Origin of the sequence: Marilutibacter penaei (assembly GCF_014145395.1) — a bacterium.
GTDB classification, from domain to species: Bacteria; Pseudomonadota; Gammaproteobacteria; order Xanthomonadales; family Xanthomonadaceae; genus Marilutibacter; species Marilutibacter penaei.
Genome location: NZ_JACHTE010000003.1, coordinates 288,014 through 309,384, shown reverse-complemented (window position 1 = coordinate 309,384; position 21,371 = coordinate 288,014). Strand labels below are relative to the sequence as shown.

The following is a 21,371-nucleotide window of genomic DNA, read 5'->3' as shown; positions in this document are numbered from 1 at the left end:
GCCCTGCCCAGTTCCGGCGATGCCCACGCGGGTGCGTTAGAATCGGCAGTCCGCCGAGGCCACCGTGCCCCGGCCCTCCCCTCCAGGCTATTGAGGAATCCCCGCTCGATGAAGATCCTCGTCGGTTACAAGCGCGTGGTGGACTACAACGTCCGCATCCAGGTCAAGCCGGACGGCTCCGGCGTCGTCACCGATGGCGTCAAGCTGTCCGCCAATCCCTTCGATGAAATCGCGCTGGAAGAAGCCCTGCGCCTGCGCGACAAGGGCATCGCCACCGAGGTGGTCGTGGCCACCATCGCGCCGGCCGACGCCCAGGCCCACCTGCGCAATGGGCTGGCCATGGGGGCCAACCGCGCGATCCACGTGGTCAGCGAGGGCGGTATCCAGTCGCTCACCGCCGCGCGCGCCTTCCTCAAGCTGGTCGAGAAAGAGCAGCCCGACCTGGTGATCCTGGGCAAGCAGGCGATCGACGACGACGCCAACCAGACCGGCCAGATGCTGGCCACGCTGTGGGGCCGCCCGCAGGCGACCTTCGCGAGCAAGCTGGAGGTCGCCGACGGCAAGGCCACGGTGACCCGCGAGGTCGATGCCGGCCTGGAGACCCTGGAAGTCGAACTGCCGGCCGTCGTCACCACCGACCTGCGCCTGAACGAGCCGCGCTTCATCAAGCTGCCCGACATCATGAAGGCCAAGAGCAAGCCGATCGACACGATCGCGTTCGCCGACCTCGGCGTCGACGCCGGCGACACGCTCAAGACCACCCGCTACGCGCCGCCGCCCAAGCGCAGCAAGGGCGTCATGGTCAAGGACGCGGCCGAGCTGGTCGCCGCACTGAAGCAGAAGGGGTTGCTGTAATGAGCAAGGTACTGATCGTCGCCGAGCACCTGGACGGCAAGCTGAACGCCTCGACCGCGAAGTGCGTTTCCGCCGCGCGGGCGCTGGAGCCCGACGCCATCGATGTCGTCGTCCTCGCCGCCGACCCGGCCGCCGTCTCCGCCGAAGCGGCTTCGATCGAAGGCGTGTCGAAGGTCCTGGCCGTCGCGCACGAAGCCAACGCCCATGCGCTGGCCCAGGTGCTGGCGCCCCAGGTCGCCGGCCTCGCCGCCGGCTACAGCCATGTCCTGGGCCCCTCGACCACGTTCGGCAAGGACCTGATGCCCTGCGTGGCGGCCCTGCTGGGCGTGGCCCAGGTGTCGGACGTGATGGCGGTGGAAGGCAGCCATACGTTCAAGCGCCCGATCTACGCGGGCAACGCGATCATCACTGTGGAGGCCCCGGCCGACCACGCGGTCGTCGCGACCGTGCGCACCGCGTCCTGGCCGGAGGCGAAGTCGGGCGGAAGCGCGCCGGTGGAGGCCACGTCGGTCGACGTGACCCTGCCGACCCACACCCGCTTCGTCGGCCTGGAGGCCGGCAGCTCCGACCGCCCCGACCTGCAGAGCGCGAAGCGCGTGGTGTCGGGCGGCCGTGGCGTGGGCTCGGCGGAGAACTTCAAGATCATCTTCGACTTCGCCGACAGGCTCGGTGCCGGCGTCGGCGCCTCGCGTGCCGCGGTGGACGCCGGCTACGTCCCCAACGAGATGCAGGTCGGCCAGACCGGCAAGATCATCGCCCCCGAACTGTACGTCGCCATCGGTATCAGCGGTGCGATCCAGCACCTGACCGGCATCAAGGATGCAGGCACGATCGTGGCGATCAACAAGGACGCCGACGCGCCGATCTTCGAGATCGCGGACATCGGCCTGGTGGGCGACCTGTTCAAGGTCCTCCCGGAGCTGGAAGCGGCGCTGGGCTGAGGCGCCATCTGCGCGCCCCTCGCCACCGGCGAGGCGCGGACTCAAAGCTTGACCCGACTTTTTTTCGCCGACAGCCCCCCACCCACAGGACAAGACCCCAGATGAAACGCCTGAGCTTCGTAATTGCGACTGCGATAGCGCTGTCCGCCTGCAACAGCCCCCAACCGGCACCCCAGTCGACCGCGGAGGCGTCCGTGGATTGCCCCCCCGCGCCGGCTCCCGAAGTGCCCAAGCCCATGTACGACCCCCTGCCGGACGGCGTCGTGCTCGACCTGCCTTTCCACGTGCGCAGCGACCGCTTCTACACCACGCGTGGGGGCGACCAGCGGCGCGTGAGCACGCTGGAGCTGCTCGACGGCGACGCGGGCACCGTGGCGCGGGGGATCGGCAGCGCGCTCGAGGCAAGCGGCTTCAGCACGATCGCGATTCCCGAAAAGGAAGACGGCGTTGAGCGCCTTGCGTTCCGCAAGGGTGGATACGGACGCATCAACGTGTCGTACCAGGCCGACCCGGGCGACTCGCCCGTGAACCCCGCGGCGGTCGGCGTGCTCAAGTTCGACTGGCCCGTGGACGCCTCCCCCGCCGCCCCGTGATGGCGCGGGCCGGCCACGACCCGGCATGTCGGGCCGGGTACCGCCGAGTACATGCGTGTCATGTATCTTTGCTCCACTCGGAACACCGGGTGTGGCCGGGACAATGCACCCTCGCGAACACGGAAGTGGGTGGAACGGGTACCGGGGGCGACGCGAGCGCCCGGCATGGCCTGCGCGCAACGGCCCGCGGGCGTCGAATCGACGCGCCTGCGGACACGATCCGTCGCCCCACCTTCGAAGGCACCTCAAGAACTGGAACAGGGAACCATTGAAATGATCGATCCGGCCATCGTGCCACCAGCGACCGACGCTGCAGGCCTTACCCCCCGCGTCCTTTGGATTGGCTTCGAGAGCCCGCTGCCCGACGACGTGGCGGACGGGCTGTCGCACGAATACTCGGACCGCTTCGGCTCACGTGACCTGCACGACAGCGCGACTTTCGCGATCGTTTACAACGAACAGCGGTGGCCGACCCTCGAGGCATACCCCGAGTTGGCCGCGATGGTCGAAGGGGCCGATGGCGCGACGTTCAGGCCGCGGGTATTCGCCGTCTCCCCGGCCGGGATCGATAGCGCCTTCGTCGCGGGCGTAAGGGCCGCGGTCGCCTCCGGCACTGCGGCCCGCCTGCAAAGCCTCGCGCGCCGGAACTTCGCCATCACCCGCGAGCTTTCCGAGGTGCGCCACCTGCACGAAAACCTGCAGGCCGCGTTCGAGCGTGTCGAACATTTCGTGCACGAATCCGGGCTCAACACCCCGAAGGTTCTCGTCGAGCTTCCGCCCACCGAGACGATCGCGGACAACCGCCCCGTGCTGGTCCCGCGCGACGAGCCCGCCAGGCTCGTCCTTCCCTACGAACTCAATCGCGTCTCGGCGATCTCGCTCTGGCTGGAAGTCCTCGACGGTGGAAGCCGTGCGGCCGACGCGTCCACCGTGCACGTGTCCCTGGTGTCCGCGCGATCGGGCCAGCGCTTCTCGCACTGGGCGGTCCCCGCCTCCAAGCTGCACGAGGGCAACTGGACGACCCTCCTCGTCGACAGCCTGCCGATCGCATACGGCCACCTGGTGGCAATCGAACTGCAGATGGAAGGTCCCGCCAAGATCGCGATCCTGACGTCCAAGCAGTCGGTCGCGGGCGCATCCATCCAGGTGCCGGGCAAGCAGCCGGGCACCGGAGCGGGCGCGTTCCCCGCGATCAAGCTGTGGAGCGGACTCGCGGGCACCCGTGTGGCGCACTCGCTCGACATGGCTCCCTTCGAGTTCGAGACGCGCAGCCCCGCACCTGATAGACGCGTCAAGCTCAACTGGTCGAAGGACGACGTCCAGCAGGTGCATGTTCCTGACGCCCGCATCAGCCAGCCGATGGTCGAAGGCCTCCCCGGCCCGCTGGTCTCGGTCCACCCAGCCGACGGCGGTCCCGTCATCGCCCGCCTGGACACCGTGCTGCCCGAAGGCGAGTTCCAGGTGGAAAGCCAGGTCGCCATCCACCACGAGAAAGGCCAAGGCACGCTGTTCCGACTGGCGATCGCCGAGAATGACCAGGAGGCCATCGACCTGCTCTGCGGCGACGCCTCGACGGATGGCTGGAGCCTTGCGACGCCGGACAAGCCCAGCATGGCGCGCACGGCATCGAACGGCAAGGCGGGCAGGCTCTACCTCGCCACGCGCATCCCCGATGGCGGCACCTCGGCTTACGCCTGGGCCCGTTTCGGCGACACCTGGCTCGTGTTCTGACGCCATGACCCAGGACATCTCACGCACCAAGCTGGCGATCGTGCTGCCGGTGTTCAAGCACTCCGGGCTCGTCGTCGAGGCGATCCACTCCGCACTGGAAGACCCCGGCGTCGTCATCGTGGCAGTCAACGACGGTTGCCCGTTCGAAGATACCGACCACACCCTGGGCGAGTTCGCGCTCGCGGAACCCCGTGTCCACTACATCCGCAAGCCCAATGGTGGTCTGAGTTCGGCGCGCAACCACGGCATCGACTACGTGCTGGCCAACTTTCCCGACGTGGAGGCCATCTACCTGCTGGACGCGGACAACCTCCTGCAGCCGCGCGCGGTCAGCCGCGCCTGGGGGGTGCTGGAAGCCTCCAGCGCCGACTGGCTCTATCCGGGCATCTACATGTTCGGCTTGCGCCACAAGTTCGATTACAGCGGCGAGTACTCCCTGCTGACCAACCTTTCGCAGAACATCTGCGAGGCAGGCAGCCTCATCAAGCGCCGCGTGCTCGAGTCGGGCGTCCGCTTCGACGAGAACATGAAAAAGGGTTACGAGGGCTGGGAGTTCTGGCTCAACTGCGCCGCCAACGGTTTCAAGGGCGAGTGCTACAACGAGCTGGGCCTGCTCTACAGGAAGCGCGCCGAGAGCATGCTGCGCGACTCGGACCGCGACCATGAGGAAATCGTGGCGTACATCCGCGGCAAGTGGAAACGCCTGTTCAAGCCGGCGAGCATCCTCGCGCTGGAAGCCGAGGAGGCACCGCGCTTTGGCTTCATCGAGGGCACGTCGAACCGGATGCTCTCCGCAACCGATCCCGTCGACCTGATCGCCGAGGGTACGCAAGCAATCCCCTTCTGCGAGAGCGCGATCGAACACAACCGCGCCCGCAAGACCACGCACTTCCCCCCCTTCCTGGTCTTCGGCACTGCCCTGGCGATGCAGGTGCTGAAGGACAAGGGGCTGTTGCGGTCGGCATTCTGGGCGGCCGAAAGGCGGCTGGACGACAAGCACGGGGTTTTCATCTGCCTTGAGGAAAGCGAAGACCGCATCAGCGTCCAGCCCGGGAAGTCGAGCAATGGCCGGGCCTCGCTTTTCTTCATCTCCAGCACGCTGTTCCTGAGCTGCGCGTCCGACAAGAAGCTGGACTGGGCGAAGCGCGAGTTCAGCGCCGATACCTCCACCACGCTCGAGTGGCTCAGCATAGGCGCGCCCTTCAATAACGTACGCCTCCAGTCGGCGCACAGCAACAACGCCGACCGGCTTTGCATCGACTATCTCAAGGACGTGCGTGCCGAGAACGGCGGACCACTGGTGGCGCCAATCGAAGGCGAGCGCATGCGGACGATCGCCAACCTGCCCGAACGCTACAAGCTGGCGCGACGCCTGCTGAAGGCCAGCCCACTGTATCCGGTCCGCAGGACCGGGGCCCCCACGGCAGGATTCGTGCTGCCGGTTGCCTCGTACGGCGGCGTCGAGCAGGTGGCGTACGCCATGGCCCGCGAGTTCCGCGCCCAGGGCTACACGACCCGCCTCGTGGTCGCCGGCACCGGCGACTTCCGCGTGTCCAGCCGCAACGCCGACTGCTTCGACGAGATCTCGATCATCCCCGACCGGGAGCTGCTCGCGGGCTCCGACGGCAAGACGCCCTGCTACATGGGCCAGCGCCTGTTGCCGGCCACCCAGACTTCCCACCCGCACATCAACGGGTTGCTTCACGACCTGGACGTCTTCCTGAACTTCCACTCCTCGCACCTCAACGGGCTGGCGGGCGAGCTCAAGCGACAGGGTTGCGTCACGGTCTCGTCGGTCCACGTGTTCGACGAGTCCAGTACCGGCCGCCTGGTGGGCCACCCCTATCATTCCCTCGCCTACGAGCACGCCTACGACTTGATGGCGCCCTGCTCGGAGCGGATGGGCGACTGGCTCAAGGGCATGGGCGTGCCCAGGAACAAGGTGGTCACCGTGCCCAACGCGGCCGATTTCGGCGCGCTGCCGCGCCGTCCACGGACGGATGGCGATGCCCCGCTGCGCGTCCTGCTGCTGGGTCGCTTCGATTACCAGAAGGGGCTCGATCGCCTCGAGGCGATCATCCGCCTGGCCGCGAAGCGAAAGCTCGACCTCGAATGGCGGGTGGTCGGCAGTTCCCTCCTCGACGACATCGGGATCGGGAACGCCAGTGCCGGCGCCGCCCGGTTCAGCGTCTCCCCCGCCATCTTTGACAAGGAAGAGCTCGAGCGCGAGTTCGCCAATGCCGACGTGCTGCTGATGCTCTCGCGCTGGGAAGGGCTGCCCCTGACCATCATCGAAGCCATGGGCCATGGCGTGGTGCCGGTCGTCACCGATGTCGGGGCGATCAACGAACTGGTGGTGGACGGCGAGAACGGCCGCCTGTTGCCTTCGCGGGCCACCGTGGGCACGTTCGCCGAAGCCGGGGCGGAAATCCTCGGGGAGCTTTCGCTGGACCGCGCGATGCTCGAGTCGCTGTCGAGCGGCGCGGCGTCCACGGCCGCCGGGCGCAACTGGAACGCTGCGACTGCGCCCCTGGTGCAACGCTGCAGCCAAATCATCTCGAGCCGGCGCTGAAGCCAAGATGCCCTTCATAGAACACAACGACAAGCGGCTCCTTTTCATCCACGTGCCCAAGACGGGCGGGACGAGCGTGGAAGCGTGGATGTCGCAGGTGGCGCCATTGCGCCTCAGGACCGTGGGCGTGCCCGCGTCGCTGAAGTGCACCCCCCAGCACCTGCGGATGTCGGACTTCAACCAGCTGTTTGGCAAGGGCTACTTCCACGAGGCCTTCTGCCTCGTCAGGAACCCGTTTTCGCGGATCGAAAGCGAGTACCGGATGCGCTTGTCGATGCACAAGTCCGGATTCTTCAAGGAAGGACCCGAGTTCTCGGCGTGGCTGGAAACCTCGCTCGACCGGGCCCGCAAGGAGCCCTGGCTGTTCGACAACCACCTGCGGCCCCAGTGGGAATTCGTCGAGAAGAACGTCGAGGTCCACAAGCTCGAGTCCGGACTGGACGCGGCGCTTTCCGCGGCCGCGGCGTCGATCGGCCTGGCGTTCACCGGCCCGGCACCGCGCCTCCTGGCGAGCGGCAAGGAGGCCGGGATGCGGATCGAGTGGGAATCCAGCGACATCGCGCGCGTCTGTGATTTCTACAAACGTGACTTCGACACTTTCGGCTACTCCACCGAACTCCCCACACTTGACTGACCATCGACCGCCAGTCGTCGACTGGTAGTAGCCCCCCGAAGCGTCGGCGAAGATCGAGACATGCACAAGAACATACTCCTGATCCACTTCAACCATAGCCAGTCCGGCAGCCTCACCACATGGGCGGACATGCGCACCTCCAAGTGGAAGCCCAACTACGGCGACATGCTGGTTTGCGCATCGGTGGTGCGCCAGCTCGCTTCGGACACGTTCTCGCGTATCGCCTTCGGCGATACCTCCAGCGCGCCCAGCGACCTGGCCGTCATCCGTGGCTCCACCTACCTGCACGACCAGTTCGACTTCGCCGCGGCATGCAAGACGCTCGACAGCCTTCGAACGCCGGCGGCCATCGTCGGCCTGGGCGCGCAGAACCCCGTCGCGGACGCCACCTTCCTCGACGGCAACAGTGGTGCGCGGGATTTCATCGCGCGACTGAACGAGCGCGGCGCGAGCATCTCGGTGCGTGGCGACTTCACCGCGTCGGTGGTCGAGCGCCTCGGGGGCAAGAACATCCGCATCACCGGCTGCCCTTCCCTTTTCTACACGCTGGCGCGGCCCTCGATCGCCGTTCCGGAACTGCTGGCCACCTCCCACCGTCGCCTCGGCGTCTCCCTCCACAGCGGCCTGTCCCGGAACATCTTCTGCCATGCGCCCCAGGAGGCGCGTGCGATGCACCACAAGGTCATCGACTTCTCCATCCGCAACTCCACCGTCACTTCGTTGTTCGAGCAGGGCGTCATGCGCGAGTTCGTGATCGCGGACCGCCTGGCGCCCTTCGAGGAGAGGGTCGAGGCCGCCGAAGGCCTGCTGAAGGGAATCCAGGGCGATGGCTCGGTTTCCGCGCTCGACATCGTGTCGCGCATGGTGAGCGTCAAGAGCATCGAGGAGTGGCTTGCCAAGGCCCGGGACCTGGACGCGATCATCGGCTTCCGCTTCCATGGCAACATGGTGGCGTTGCTGCAGGGCTCACCTTGCTACTACTACACGTACGACTCGCGCCTGGAAGAGTTCTGCCAGCTATACAAGCTCCCCTACCAGGACGTCACCGAGGAATGGCGCGACCCCGTCGCGACCATGCTCGAGCACGACTGGGCGACGTGCAATGCCGCGATCGCCAAGTGCCACCAGGAGCTGATGGCGTTCTACGCCGAGAACGACATCCCCAGCACTCTCACCCCGTGACGCGGGACCATCGAGCTTGGGCCGACCGAAACAGATTCAAGGTAGACGACAAGATGACGATTGCATTCTGCGGGATCACCGAGAGGGGGCGTGAGGGCTTCCGCGAGAACACGGGCAACTTCCTGCATGGCTATGCTGCCCGCCATATCGTGGGCGACCACATCAACGTGGATATCCGCGACACCAGCGAGGAATCCCTGCAGAAGGTGCGCGACACGTGTTCGCACCTCGCGTTCGTCGCGGCGACGACGATCCCGGTCAACTTCAACCCGGACTTCACGAACGGGCACGTCACCCTGGCGGACTATATCGAGAAGCTCGGGCTGCCCACGGTCGTGTTCGGCCTGGGTGCGCAGGCCCCCCTCAACACGGCCATCGCCGACTGCAAGGTCAATCCGAACACGGTACGCCTGCTCGAAACCCTCTCGCGCCACTCGGCGAGCATCGCCGTCCGCGGCACCTTCACCGCCGAGCTCTGCAACGCGCTCGGCATCCAGAACGTCGAGGTGGTCGGTTGCCAGTCGTGCTTCATCAGCCTGCGCCCGGACTTCCGGTTCCCCGAGCTGGCACCAAACATTGATGGCAGCCGCTCTATCATCAACTTCACCCTCCACTCCGAGGAAAGGGCATTGCTTGCGAGCTCTATGCGCGCCGGAGCCTCGCATATCGGCCAATGCGAGCACTTCGAGTACGCGATCAAGGGCAAGCCGGTGTACGAGGACATCTCCAGCGTGCCGGAAGACCTGCTCGCCCTGCTGCCGCCGCCGCAACTGAAGCTGTTCCGGTCCGGCGCCGTGAGTTTCCCGGCCTACCATCGCTGGATCAACGAGACATTCCACCAGTTCTATTCGATGCCCGTCTGGTTCGAGTTCCTCGACCAGGGCTTCGACTTCTGCGTGGGCACCCGCTTCCACGGCAACATGGCATCCATGCAACGCGGCATTCCGTCGCTCTGGGTGACGCACGACAGCCGCACCAAGGAATTCTGCGATCACCTCGGCCTGCCCCAGGTGGCCCTGGCCGACATCCCCGCCGACGTACGGATCGAGGAACTGGTCAAGGAGAAGATCGACACGGCCCACTTCAATCGCAAGTACCCGGAGAACTACAGGCGTTTCCACGAGTACCTGCGACGCAACGGCGTGCAGAACCGCCTGGCACCGCCTATCTGATCTTCATCGGGATCCGGCGCACGCCCCACTGGACGGGCGCCGGCCGGCCCGTGGCCCGCCCGCGCAACCGGGCGCCTCAGGCCCGCGGCGGGAACGCGGGTTCGGAGGCGAAGTTCTCGAGACTGAGGTTGCGGTTGTATCCGGGATCGGCCTCCAGCCAGTCCTTCCATTCCGCTTCCATGTGGGCCACCTCCCGCAGGAAGCGTTCGCGTTTCTCGCCTTCTTCGTCACGCCCCCTGCTGGCGGATTCATGGTGAATCAGGCGGGCGAACGGCGTCCACACGTTCCACAGCCCGGCCTTGCGCAGGCGGAGGCAGAAATCGACGTCGTTGAACGCCACCTGCAGGCGTTCGTCCAGGCCGCCGACTGAAACGTACACGGCCTTGCGTACCACCAGGCAGGCGGCGGTCACCGCCGACATGTCCTGGGCCACCAGCGCACGCGCGCCATGCCCGGCAGCTCCGTCCGGGAGGCCGCAGTAGATGTGGTTGGCGACCCCCCCCAGGCCGAGCACCACGCCGGCATGCTGGATCCTGTAATCCGGGTAGAGCAGCATCGCGCCCACCGCGCCGACCTCGTCGCGGAGCGCGTGCCCCACCATCTCGCGCAGCCAGGCGCCGTCCACGACTTCGATGTCGTTGTTGAGCAGGCAAAGCACGTCCCCGGAGGCCTGGGAGGCGGCCCAATTGTTGATCGCCGAATAGTTGAACGGCGCGTCGTAGGCGAGGACCCGGATCCCCGGACGCTCGCGCAGGCTTTCCAGGTAGGAAAGCGTTCCGGGATCCTCCGACTGGTTGTCGACGACGATGATCTCGATGTCGGGATAGTCCGTCAGCGCCAACAGGGATTCGACGCACGTTGACAGCAGGTCCACCCGGTCGCGGGTGGGGATGAGGATACTCACGCGGGGCGCCGGATCCGGCAGCGGCCAGACGACCCGGTAGTGCCCGTGGGCCAGGTCGAGCACCTCGGCACCCGGGGCATGGCGCGCCAGGTGGTCGGCCACCGCACGCAGGCCCGCGTTTGAGGCGTAGTCTTTGGCACTGCGCTCGTGGGCGGTCGAGCCCGGTATGGCACGCCAGTGGTAGAGGACTTTGTGGACGTGTCCGATCTGCTCGCCCGTCAGCACTGCGGTGCACCTGAGGAATAGGTCGTGGTCCTGGCTGCCCTCGAAACCCTCGCGGAAGCCGCCGACGTCCTCCACCAGCTGCCGTTCCAGTACCGTGAAATGACACAGGTAATTCTGCGACAGCAGGAGGTCGGGATTCCAGTCCGGTTTGAAATAGGGCTGCATCCGTTGCCCCTCGACGTCGATCTTGTCCTCGTCCGAGTACAGCAGCCGCAGGCCGGGATCGGCCTGCATGCGCTCGGCCATTTCGAGGAGCGCATGCGGGCGAAGCTCGTCGTCGTGGTCCATCAGCGCGATGTAGTCACCGGTCGCCATGGCGAGCGCGTCGTTAGAGGCTCGCGAGATGTGTCCGTTCGTGGCACGCCAGGTGACGCGAATCCGGGAATCCTTCGCCAGGTAGGTCTCCAGGACCTGCCTGACATGCGGGGAGCTCGAGGCATCGTCGACGACGCAGAGCTCCCACTCCGGGTAGGCTTGCGAAAGGATGCTGTCCAGGCAGCGCCGCAGCCACTTCTCGGGCGTCTCGTACACCGGAAGCAGGATCGAGAATCGGGGGCGATGGACGAGACGGGAGGCGCGCGTGCGCATCATGGCCACGTCGTTCCGGTCGAACGTATCGTAGAGATGCACCCACCTCTCGTATGTCGCCCCTGCATCGCTGTCGTCGTGCCGATGCAGGCGGGTCGCAGCGTTGGAAAGCCCGTCGCGGGTGGCGTCACGCAGGAAACGCGCAGAGCGGTTGGCCAAGGCCCGGTAGTCGAGACTCCCATCGGCTTCGCGTCGGGCCCCCAGCAGCCCCATCAGGGCGCGCACGCGGCCCAGTTTGCGCAGTGTGAAGCGCTGCACACGGAAACGTGCCTGTCGGACGCTGGGGTCGAACCTGAGCGCGGAGACCGGCTCGCGTAGCATCACCGTCGCTCGCAACACGCCCGATGGCCCGGGTTCGGGCAGGCGGATCTGCTCATGGTGCTGGCAGCCCCGGCCATAGTCGGGAAACAGTGTAGGGCTCAACAGCGATCCTTCCAGGACCTCGGCTTCGAATTGGATCTCGTACCAGCCCGCGGGAAGCCCGAACGGCAAGCCCGAACGCCGGAGCTGGAACTGCGGATCGGCCCCCAGGGCCGTCCACTCGATGACGTCCGTGCCGTCTTCACCGCAGGCACCGGCGAGTTCATTCACCGGCACCCATGCACTTCGCCAACCGATACCTGTCTGGAGCGTCACCGTGCAGGGAATGCCATGGCGCCCCATGTCGGGCCACAGGGGCACCTGGTACGCAGAGGCGAGCGCATAGACGCCCCCGCGCGCGCCTCCACGAAGGAGTCCCATCAGCGCCCGGGCCAGCCGACTCGCGACTGCGCCCGCCGACGCGCTGCGCCCTTCACCCCGGAGCATCCGGGACAATGCCGCCCTGCGACCAATGGCGAAGGTTTCCACGTTGATAGGCCCATGTTCCGCCTCCGCACCCGGCAGTTCGGCAAAGGCCTCGAACTCACCACCGTCGACGGACAGGACCACCTCGAACCGCTCGCCGGCCTGCAGCGGGCCGAGAGGCAGGCGTGGGGCGTCTTTCGTGCCCACGCTCCGTAGCCAGCCGTGCGCGCCTTCGGGCAGGCCTCCGGGGGCGATCCCTGAGACGAGGTGCCAGCCCGGGTCGAGTTGCGCGGGTTGCTTCGATTTCATGCGATGCGACCTTCGATGTTCCTGGACCGGCGACGCCCGATACGGAGCACCGCGCGGGCGTCGAGATCATATCCCCACCCCGGACTTCCTACGGCGTTGCTCATCCGATCGCTTCGATGACCACACCCACCTGCTTGTTGCAGTTCACCGAGCCGAAGTAGCGGAACCTGACGTTACGCCGAGCGACGAACTCCATGAACGCCTTGTGCTCGTGATCGCGCCAGGTCGGATAGTTGAAGTATTCGTCGAACACGATCACGGTGCCCTCGACGATCCGTTCCGACAGCAGTTCGAAGATGGTCACGGTCGACGAATACAGGTCGCAATCCACGTGCAGATAGGAGACCGGGCCTGGATGCGACTCGAGGAAGGGGGGAAGCGACTGGTCGAACCAACCCACGTGCAGTTCGACATTGTCCCGGACCTCGGGCAATCCCTGCGCGAAGTGGCCCTTCTTGTAAGTGGCCGTCCATGCCTCGGGGAGGCCCTCGAAGCTGTCAAACCCGTGGATGGTCGCGCCCTTGTTGCTGTCGGCGATGAAATTGATCGAATGCCCACCGGCAACCCCGAACTCCAGGAACAGTCCTCCGGGACGGGCGAGCTTGAAGCCGTCCTCGTGCAACGCCCGCTTCCGGCGGTGCACCGGCGCGAGCGGCATGTGCTCCTGGACAAAGCGTGCCGTGTCGGCAGCGGCCATGATCTTGCCGATCTTCACGAAGTCATAACCCGTGTGGCGATGCCCCAACCACTTCTCCAAGGCTTCCACGAGGCTCTCAGGCGTCAGGGGCGGACTGCTTTCTTCACTCATCGGGTTATTCCTCGTAGTCGTGGAAGCTGAATAGACGCGGTTGGAAAGGCCGGAAACGTCCGGGCGCCGCCTCGAACCTGTCGAGCCAGGCCAAAGGATCATCGAAGTCCGCGGCGAAAACATCCTGGGGATCCAACTCCCACCACCGGGATGCGAGCAGTCGTTCAATGGTGGGTTCATCGAAGCGGTACTTGCGCACCCGTGCCGGTGCGCCGGCGACCACCGCATAAGGCGGCACGTCGCGCGTGACGGTACTGCCGGCCGCCACGATCGCACCGGTCCCGATGGTGATGCCCAACGCCAGCGTCACGTCGCAGCCGATCCACACATCGCTCCCGATCGTCGGGAAAGGCTTGCCCTGGGAAACGCTGTATGCCTTGGCATGCGCCTGCGTCGCATCGGTAGCGGCAGGAAGGAACAGCGCGTTCTTGCTGTTCACCAGCAAGGCGGAGGTGGTCAGCGCGTCGCTGGGATGCAGGGAATCCAGGAACTGGATGCCGGACGAAAGCGAGCAGTAGCGGCCAACGGAACAGCGTTCCGGAAGCGGTGAGTACGAGTAGCTGAACGCGCCCATGGGGCAGAACCCGGACGCCGGCCTGCTCCCCTTCAACCCCATGTAGGGCCCTCCGTAGAACCCGACATTCTGTTCCACAGAATAGCGACGGCGAATTTTCAGGATGTCGCCAACCTCGAGCCACCCCATGCGCGACGGCCCCGGCCCCCGCTGGTTGTAGCGGAGCATGATGCCATGCGAGGCGAGGGCCTCGAGCAGCGGTTTGGTGACGTGGAGGTCGCGCGCGATGCTCTGGCGCTGCGTTGGGCGATCGACCATCATCCGGCCAACCTCTCCAGCTTCCTGGCGTGGGCGTACCGCTCCAACACCAAGGGAACGACCGAATGCACGGCTCGGGCGACCTCGTCGGGCCCCGAAGCCATGTCGACCGGCAGGTTGGGATCGAGATCCCGAAGCCATGCCAACTGCGCTTCGTAAACGCGGATGAGATCAGGCTCCGCCGCGACGCCGAAGCCGGGATGCTCGATTTCCGCTTCGAAGGACTTCCCCATGCGACCCTCGACCCAGTCGATGTCGGCCCGGAACCTGGCCAACACGCCTTCCAGCGCAGCGAGGCGTAACTGGAACTTGTCGCCCGGCAGTTGCCCCAGGGCCCAGACCAGGGCGCGATTGATCCGGATGTCCTCCCGCCCCTCCCCCCTGGGACTTCCGAACTTGCGGTACACATACAACAGGGCGGTCGCCGGCCCTGACAGGCCGACGTTCACGTGCGCACGAGCCGTATCGGGCTCCAAGCCCAGCTCCATACGCTCGCTGAAATCCGACACCACATCCCCGCCGATGAAACGCCGCGGCGAGAAAGGCATCAACCGCGTGCGTGCGCGCCCGAACACGCGGTCGAAGCGTTGCAGTCGCTTGCGGTACTGTGGATACAGGGCCATCAGGTTGAAGCTTGAATAGCCTCCGCGGATACGTTGCTGGAAGGCGCTCCCCATGAACGATGCGGGAGAACGGACGTACGCCACCACGTCGACCGTGTCGACGTAGCCGAGGATGAACGCTTTCAGGCGTTCCAGCTCGCTGTCGTCCAGGGAGCACATGTCCTCCCCGGAGAGTACATAGCGTTGGCGGCCGTCCGCCAGCGCGGTGGCCAGCCGTTCCAGGACCTGCTGGCGGATTCCCGCCAGCTCCTGGTCATCCAGCCCGAGCCTGCGGAAGAAGTGGTAGGCACCCGGGTTTTCGGCGAATGCCGCGTGCAGCGCACCACTGTGGTTGGGACCACGCCCCAGGTCGACATAGCCGTCGAACGAGCGCGACAAGGCAAGCTGGATGGCCGAGCTTCCCGTCTTGTGCATGCCTACGTGGAGCAGGCAGCTCGGGCGTGATCCAGGTGCCATCTCAGGCTCAGAGCCGCGATACGAGCTGCAGTACGTGCTCGGTCGCGCGCTTCAGCTCCTGGACGCGCTCTTCCTGCATGGATTGCAGCACCTGCTTCAGGTCCGTCGTGGAAATGTCGCGCGTCCGGGGTACATACACGACGTCGCAAACGTCGCCGAGGTCGTCGAATTTCCCCACCCAGTCCTCACCTATCGCAAATATGTCAGCACCTTCGCGGGCGATATCCGCGCGCTTCTGGTCCCAGGAAGACTCGGGGAACACATCGTCGACGTAACGGAGCGAACGGACGATCTCGGCGCGATGACCGTACGGCATTACCGCCGACTTGCCCTTGCTGGCATTGAACTCGTCAGTGGACACACCGACCACCAGGCGGTCACCCAGGTCCCGGAGCCGGCGAAGCAGGTTCACATGCCCGACATGGAACAGGTCGAACGTGCCGTAAGTAATTACAGTAGTCATTTCAGCCCTCCGACGGGCCTAGTTACTTAGCTTCCAGGGCCATTCGAAGAACGGATCGGAAACCTTCCAGTCCGGCCCGTAGCGCTCAAGCAGGTAGCCCGGAGGATCAGCGGGCGTGGGAAATGTCCGGCCAAGGAAGCTCATCTTCCCCCGTGGAAAGAGGATGGCTGGTTCAATGCCTCGAACTTTCATGGCCTCCATGTGCATCTGCATCTGTCCCTCCTCCAACCACGTGGGAAAGACATCCATCACCGAACCATTGCTCGGGTCAATCACGTGCAGATTCATGCTGTTGGGCAGCAGGTCGACGACTTTGAAGCCCGCTCTCTGAAAGAGCGACTTCACTTCCATCAATTCCCCCTCCACCGCCGCTCGAGAGCCCGCTTTAGCGTGATAGAGGATATCGATGTCGTCGTCATGGGCGATGAAATTCTGGTCGCGCACCGCGCCCAAAAGCGTTCCGTACGCCATCATGGGTTCGCGGCCTGCTTCTTCCAGGACGGCCATGACTGCGGCCATATGAGCGAGAAACCGCTCTGGTTCCTTCCTCAACACCCCTTCGGACTTCACGCCATGCCGGGTCAGCATGAAGCGAGTGCCTTCGTGCATCTCACCGAGAATATTCAGCTCATTCTGGAGCCGAGCCAAGCGCTCCCGTGTATTCAGCAACAAGGAGAAGGACTTGATGCTGGTCCCGCCTTTAGCTCGATACTGAGCGAAAAGATACCCCGCTAGAACCCCCCATTCATCGGCACTAGGCTCCACATCGCGCCAGATATCGAGCATCGCCATGGTGGAGCGCCAGTCTATGCTGGTAACGTCCATCTTCTCGGAGCGGATTCGAGTGGCCACGCCTGCAAGGAGCGAGCGACGAAGGGTCTCCGCTTCAGCAGCGGAACCGGGAAGTACGGGCATCCCGACCCCCGCGGCATGCGCTACCGCGGCCAGCGTCCCTTCGAGCGTCACTTGGCTGCCGCCCCGATACAGCACGCGTTCCGCGCCGTGCACGTCCACGACGCTAACTTTGAGGTGCTTGGAGCGACAGCCCCACCCATCGCTCCTGTTCCATATGCGCAGCTCATCCACTTGGAGGGGCGAATCGAAACGCACACGCCACCACGGCTGCTGCTCCGCCGCACTGTGGATACCTGCGCCATGCATGAGCGCGTGTGCTCCGTTAACCCTCTCATCACCAGCGACGCTGCTTTGCTCAACCGCAACGCGCGCGGCATCGACGCCGACCACTTTACCGCCGCATAGTAGTTCGAGCTTCCTGAGATTCAGGAACGTGGGCTTGTCCGCTTCGACGGTCAGCCGCAACTCTCGAATGGGGCCAGGTACCGGAAGCGACAAAGTGTCGAAACGATTGGCACCGAAGTAGCCCAGCGACGGTGCCAATGCCTCGGCGACGGCGGGATCGACCTGCGCAAACGACTCAGCCACGTTGGAATCGATCGAGGTCGACGCGCCCGAATGCGCTTCTGGCGCAGGAATGCCCTCGATCCGCTTCTCAAGAGCCTCGATGCGTTTCGCCTGGCTGCCAAGGATCTGGAATAGGGTGGACATCACCACTTCGGGATGAAAGTCGAAGGGCCGCTCGTCCAGCATGTTGGCTTCAAGGGGAGCCTGGCCACCCGCGACCAGGAGCTCATTGAGCCGCCTGCGATCATCCGCGCAGTGGTCCGCAATGGCGGACAACTGCGCGTTGCTGGGCAACTGCGCCTGTAACCACTCTCCCAGCGGCAGCCGGAAGTCCATGGCCTGCGTCTGGAACAACTGATTGAAGCGCGCAGGGGTCACGCGTTCTCTTTGGCCATGGTTGAAGAGCGCCCGTAGTGCCAGTTCCTCGTAGGCAGGTGTTTCGTTGGCTCTCACCGTCCGCGTGTCTTCAGCCTTTACGCCGAGCACTTCCATGAAGTCGAGTGCCGCATCCGGCACGGCATCGAAATTTCGCAGCACGACGGCATCGGGGAATGCTGCAAGCCAAGGCCCCAGCTTCCGATAGATTCCGAAGTCACGGCGTCCTGACCATTGTTCGAAGTTCCGGATCGGGCCTTCGTAAGTCTTGTGGCGCAAGCCCCACTGCAGGTAGGCCGATCGTGCCCAAGCGTCATGCCGGCGAACGTAGGCGACCGGCTTCACCGTCACCCCTTCCTCGGCAACGCGCGCAAGTGCCTCGATCATCGGTCCGCTGCGACCAAGCAGCGTCTCGTTGCTAAGCACGATCGTGGTGCAGCCACGTTCGCGTGCAAGCGCCAGAGTGTCACGGATGACGGCGGTCATCTCCTCGATCGCGCGCTCCGCTGGAAGCGCATGGAACGCCTCGATACGGGATGCACGCTGCCAATCGAATCGTGCAGGGATATGCTCGAACATCAAGCCGGCGTAGAACACGCGCAGTGCGAGCAAGCGCTCGCGCTGGCTAGCCATCGATTTCTGGATCGCCGACGTCCCGGTCTTTCCGTCGCCTACGTGGGCCACAAAGGTGAAAGCCCCTGGGAGATCCCCACGTGCGCTCATCGGTGCCACCGCGTCGTACCACTGCTCGCCCTGGCGGCGAACCAGGCCAGGTGTGCCTGGGCGCAGGCGTCATGGGCGAGCGGCTGCCGAATGGCCGCCCGGGCGCGCTCCCAAAGGCCCGTGGGTTCTGATGCGGCCAACATCGAACGTCCCCACTGCACACTGTTGCCAGTGGCTACATGCAGCCCATCGACGCCGTGCCTGACTTTCTCCGCCATGCCTCCGATATCGGACACCAGCAAAGGGCGCCCGCAAAGAAAGGATTCCTGGATCACCATCGGCGAGTTTTCCCACCAGATCGAGGGTACGACCACCCAGTCCACGCCAGCCATCCGGTGTCGCATTTCATGGGGCTGGTAGGGGCCGATCCACTGCACCACGCCCTCATCGAGCAGGGGTTGGCGCAGCGTTTCGATGCGCTTGCGGTACTCGTCCGTCTGCAATTCAAGGTTGGCGCCATGCACTTCCAGCACGATCCTTCGACGCTGCTTCCGCTTGAGGCAAGCCAATGCCTCCAGCAGGACGTGCAGGCCCTTGTAGGGCGTGATCTGGCCAAAGAAGCCGAAGCGGTTGCGACCCTCGCCCTCCTCCGGTACACGCGGAGCCACCTGCGACAGGGCTTCCTGGCCATTCTCGATTACAGCGATCCGCTCCGGATCGATGCCCCAATCCACATAGCGCTGCTTGAGGAAATGCGAAGGTGAAACGAAGCCATCCACCAGGTCGAAGGTTCGCTTGAATGCATGCTCGCGCAGCCAGAAATCCTCCGGCGTGTGTTGCGGAAAGCAGGCCCGGCACTCGTCGGGAGACGCGCTGCTGCACAGGCGTTTGCCGTCGGTCTTGATCATCTGCCCGTTATTGCGGCAGATCGCCATGTACTCGTGCAGGGTGAGGTAGATGCGGATCGTCGGATCGATGTTCTTGATGACGCGAATGAACTCCAGCCCCAGGTGCATGTAGTGGTGGGCATGCACGATCGTGGGCTTCAGCGAGCGCACCAACTCGGCGAACGAGGTGAGGACAGCTTCGCGATTGGCCGCCTTCATCAGGTGCCAGTCGCCGATGCCTTGCTCCCAGATGTATTCGTCCTGGCGACGCATGCCCAGGCTACCGCTGTTCTTCCTGCCCCTGTCGGCACGCCCGAGGAACCAGGCCTGTTCGACCTGGCTGCACTCGCGGTAGGCCCTGAACAGGTTGTACGCGGCGATCTCGCCACCGCCCAAGCTGAAATCGGGATGCGCATGCGCAACGACCAGAATGCGTTCTTTGAACATGGATTCAGCCATCCGCGCGCTCCATTGCCATCCGGTTCGCCGCAAGCAGGTCGGGCCAACGCGTCTGGTGACGCACCGCATTGAAGATCACCACGCGCGTTCGAAAGTCGCCATCGCCGAGAAGCTTGAAGGATTGGCGCTCCAGGTGAACGAGCGTGACCGAGGGCAGGTATCCGATCACCTTGCCTGCACGTGTAAGTTTCATGCAGAGATCCGAATCTTCGAAGTCGCCGATGAGGTAACCGGTATCCCAGCCACCGACCGCATCGAAGTCGGCCCGGCTGATCGCGAGGCACGCCCCGGTGACGGCTGCCACCTGCACCAGCCCATCACGGGTGTCGAGGGCCGGGTCCAGGCCCATCATCGGATGGGCATTGACGACGATACCGAGGTCATCACGAGCCCGGAATTCCATTCCCGCGTGCTGGAGCGAACCATCCGGGAACAGCAGGCGGGCACCCACGGCTCCGACGCCGGGATTCGAATCAAGCGCGTCGACCATGAGTTGCACCCAGCCGGCTTCGACTGGGAAAGCATCGCTGTTGAGAAACACCAGCAGATCGCTGCTGGCGTGTGCGGCTCCAAGGTTGTTGGCCCCCGAGAAGCCCCGGTTCGCACCTCCCCAGACCCATTTGAACGGCACCTTGTACAAACCGTGTAGCACATGGGCTTCGCTCGCCATTCGCTGCACGAGATTAAGGTCATCTATTACGTAGATTACTTCGACGTGCGCGAGCAACGCTGCGTCCCGCGCGAACTCCGACAATTGGTGCTCAACGAAGTCAAACCGGCCATACAACGGAATTATCAGGCTTGCGCGTGGTGCTGCGGGCGGCATGCCGACCTGCGCGACCGAAACATCGAGCTCTTGCCATCGATCATGAACCGCCTCGATCATCGGGGCCAGCAGCGGCAGGTCGATGCGCCGAATACGCTCGGCCAGCGCATTCAAGTTAGTCGGATAACTCATCAGCCAACGACTTGCCGCATCCAGTTCCAACGCCCAGTCCACACATGTCAGCTCGGACAGCCGCTCCTCCTTGTCGCCGTCGCTGACCACAAGCTTGATGCGTTCGTCCGGAGCAATGCCGTCCAAGCGCGCCAGGAATCCGGCCGCTTGGGCCCGGTGCCGGAAAGACACGGGCAAAGCAGCTTCGATGTCGCTTCGTTCACCGCGGTAGGCCTCATCCAGGTCGAACCGGCGTCCGTTGGAGTCCTCCAGCCATGCATCGACGCCGCTCGCCGTCACCAGCCATCCGGATACGACCGCCCCCCCCGTTACGCTGCTGCAGCGCGCGTCGTCCAGTGCTCCGCTGCCAAGTCCGTTCGTGGACACCACGGTGAGTGACGCGGACGCGAGCCGTCCGATCTCCGCGTCGTCGAGCAGGTTCCGTTGCTTCAGCGTCGCAAGCGCTGGTTCAAACTGGACACTGGCGTCTCGGCTGATCGTGCCATGTCCAATATGGAGCGCCGCAGTCCGTACCGGCGCGCCGCCGGCTCCCAGACACTGCAGGGATACTTCGCCCATCGGGGCATCCACGGCAAGCAGCACCCACCCCAACCGTACATCCGACGACTGACCGAGGTAGCGATTGACATCGGGCCTCTCGACCCTGAACACGATGCAGTCGATGGGCGAACCACCGACGGAAAGGCCAAGGCCTACGCCACTCGAGCTCGACCAGCCACTGGCCAGAACGGATCGGCCGATGCGGGCGACATGATCGACCTTGGTCTCGACGCGGGTGCCGCCGCCATCCGGCGACCACGCCATCGGCGCGTCCTGGATGTTGACTTGGGCACTTGGGCCGCGCAGGAGCGGCAGACGCCGCATGGCTCGCTTGAGGACGTTCACGTTGTGTTGGCTCCATGGTACGGGGGCATGAACACCTCTCTTGGTCGG

The 21,371-nt window shown here is 64.9% G+C and carries 16 protein-coding genes; 8 read left to right on the top strand and 8 right to left on the bottom strand.

The features are described from left to right. Positions 1-108: 108 nt before the first annotated feature. From H4F99_RS05640 to H4F99_RS05605, 8 genes are all read left to right on the top strand, one after another. Positions 109-855, top strand: a complete 747-nt coding sequence (locus tag H4F99_RS05640) for an electron transfer flavoprotein subunit beta/FixA family protein (RefSeq protein ID WP_182668747.1) — start codon at positions 109-111, stop codon at positions 853-855. Continuing rightward, positions 855-1,796, top strand: coding sequence for an electron transfer flavoprotein subunit alpha/FixB family protein (locus tag H4F99_RS05635; protein WP_182668746.1), 942 nt, complete (start codon positions 855-857; stop codon positions 1,794-1,796). The genes H4F99_RS05640 and H4F99_RS05635 overlap by 1 nt, the downstream gene beginning before the upstream one ends. 236 nt (positions 1,797-2,032) lie before the next feature. Beyond that, a complete protein-coding gene (locus tag H4F99_RS05630; protein ID WP_182668745.1) occupies positions 2,033-2,389 on the top strand; it encodes a hypothetical protein in 357 nt (118 codons plus the stop codon). Between the two features lie 273 nt (positions 2,390-2,662). Then, positions 2,663-4,120 (top strand): DUF6212 domain-containing protein, encoded by a 1,458-nt coding sequence (locus H4F99_RS05625; protein WP_182668744.1) that lies wholly within the window; start codon positions 2,663-2,665, stop codon positions 4,118-4,120. Positions 4,121-4,124: 4 nt separating this feature from the next. Next, positions 4,125-6,692 (top strand): glycosyltransferase, encoded by a 2,568-nt coding sequence (locus tag H4F99_RS05620; RefSeq protein WP_182668743.1) that lies wholly within the window; start codon positions 4,125-4,127, stop codon positions 6,690-6,692. 7 nt (positions 6,693-6,699) lie between these two features. Further along, a complete protein-coding gene (locus H4F99_RS05615; protein WP_182668742.1) occupies positions 6,700-7,326 on the top strand; it encodes a sulfotransferase family 2 domain-containing protein in 627 nt (208 codons plus the stop codon). 60 nt (positions 7,327-7,386) lie between these two features. Next, on the top strand, positions 7,387-8,508 hold the full coding sequence (locus H4F99_RS05610) for a polysaccharide pyruvyl transferase family protein (RefSeq protein WP_182668741.1): 1,122 nt from the start codon (positions 7,387-7,389) through the stop codon (positions 8,506-8,508). Between the two features lie 53 nt (positions 8,509-8,561). Further along, positions 8,562-9,680 (top strand): polysaccharide pyruvyl transferase family protein, encoded by a 1,119-nt coding sequence (locus H4F99_RS05605; protein ID WP_182668740.1) that lies wholly within the window; start codon positions 8,562-8,564, stop codon positions 9,678-9,680. 76 nt (positions 9,681-9,756) lie between these two features. Here H4F99_RS05605 and H4F99_RS05600 read toward each other — a convergent pair whose 3' ends face one another. The 8 genes from H4F99_RS05600 to H4F99_RS14605 all read right to left on the bottom strand — a co-directional run bounded on the left by H4F99_RS05600 (position 9,757) and on the right by H4F99_RS14605 (position 21,323). Then, positions 9,757-12,492, bottom strand: coding sequence for a glycosyltransferase family 2 protein (locus tag H4F99_RS05600; RefSeq protein ID WP_182668739.1), 2,736 nt, complete (start codon positions 12,490-12,492; stop codon positions 9,757-9,759). 100 nt (positions 12,493-12,592) lie between these two features. After that, on the bottom strand, positions 12,593-13,300 hold the full coding sequence (locus H4F99_RS05595; RefSeq protein WP_220481046.1) for a class I SAM-dependent methyltransferase: 708 nt from the start codon (positions 13,298-13,300) through the stop codon (positions 12,593-12,595). Between the two features lie 4 nt (positions 13,301-13,304). Next, a complete protein-coding gene (locus H4F99_RS05590; RefSeq protein WP_220481045.1) occupies positions 13,305-14,135 on the bottom strand; it encodes a CatB-related O-acetyltransferase in 831 nt (276 codons plus the stop codon). Continuing rightward, on the bottom strand, positions 14,132-15,169 hold the full coding sequence (locus H4F99_RS05585) for a hypothetical protein (RefSeq protein WP_182668738.1): 1,038 nt from the start codon (positions 15,167-15,169) through the stop codon (positions 14,132-14,134). Before H4F99_RS05585 ends, H4F99_RS05590 begins: the two co-directional genes overlap by 4 nt. 49 nt (positions 15,170-15,218) lie before the next feature. Further along, positions 15,219-15,674 carry an adenylyltransferase/cytidyltransferase family protein gene (locus H4F99_RS05580; RefSeq protein ID WP_182668737.1) on the bottom strand — a complete coding sequence of 152 codons (456 nt, stop codon included), beginning with the start codon at positions 15,672-15,674 and terminating at the stop codon, positions 15,219-15,221. 18 nt (positions 15,675-15,692) lie between these two features. Beyond that, positions 15,693-18,194 (bottom strand): LicD family protein, encoded by a 2,502-nt coding sequence (locus H4F99_RS05575; protein ID WP_182668736.1) that lies wholly within the window; start codon positions 18,192-18,194, stop codon positions 15,693-15,695. Beyond that, positions 18,191-19,480: a glycosyltransferase family 4 protein gene (locus tag H4F99_RS05570; protein ID WP_182668735.1), complete on the bottom strand. Its 1,290-nt coding sequence runs from the start codon at positions 19,478-19,480 to the stop codon at positions 18,191-18,193. Before H4F99_RS05570 ends, H4F99_RS05575 begins: the two co-directional genes overlap by 4 nt. Next, positions 19,473-21,323, bottom strand: a complete 1,851-nt coding sequence (locus H4F99_RS14605; protein WP_182668734.1) for a glycosyltransferase — start codon at positions 21,321-21,323, stop codon at positions 19,473-19,475. The genes H4F99_RS05570 and H4F99_RS14605 overlap by 8 nt, the downstream gene beginning before the upstream one ends. Positions 21,324-21,371: the final 48 nt, after the last annotated feature.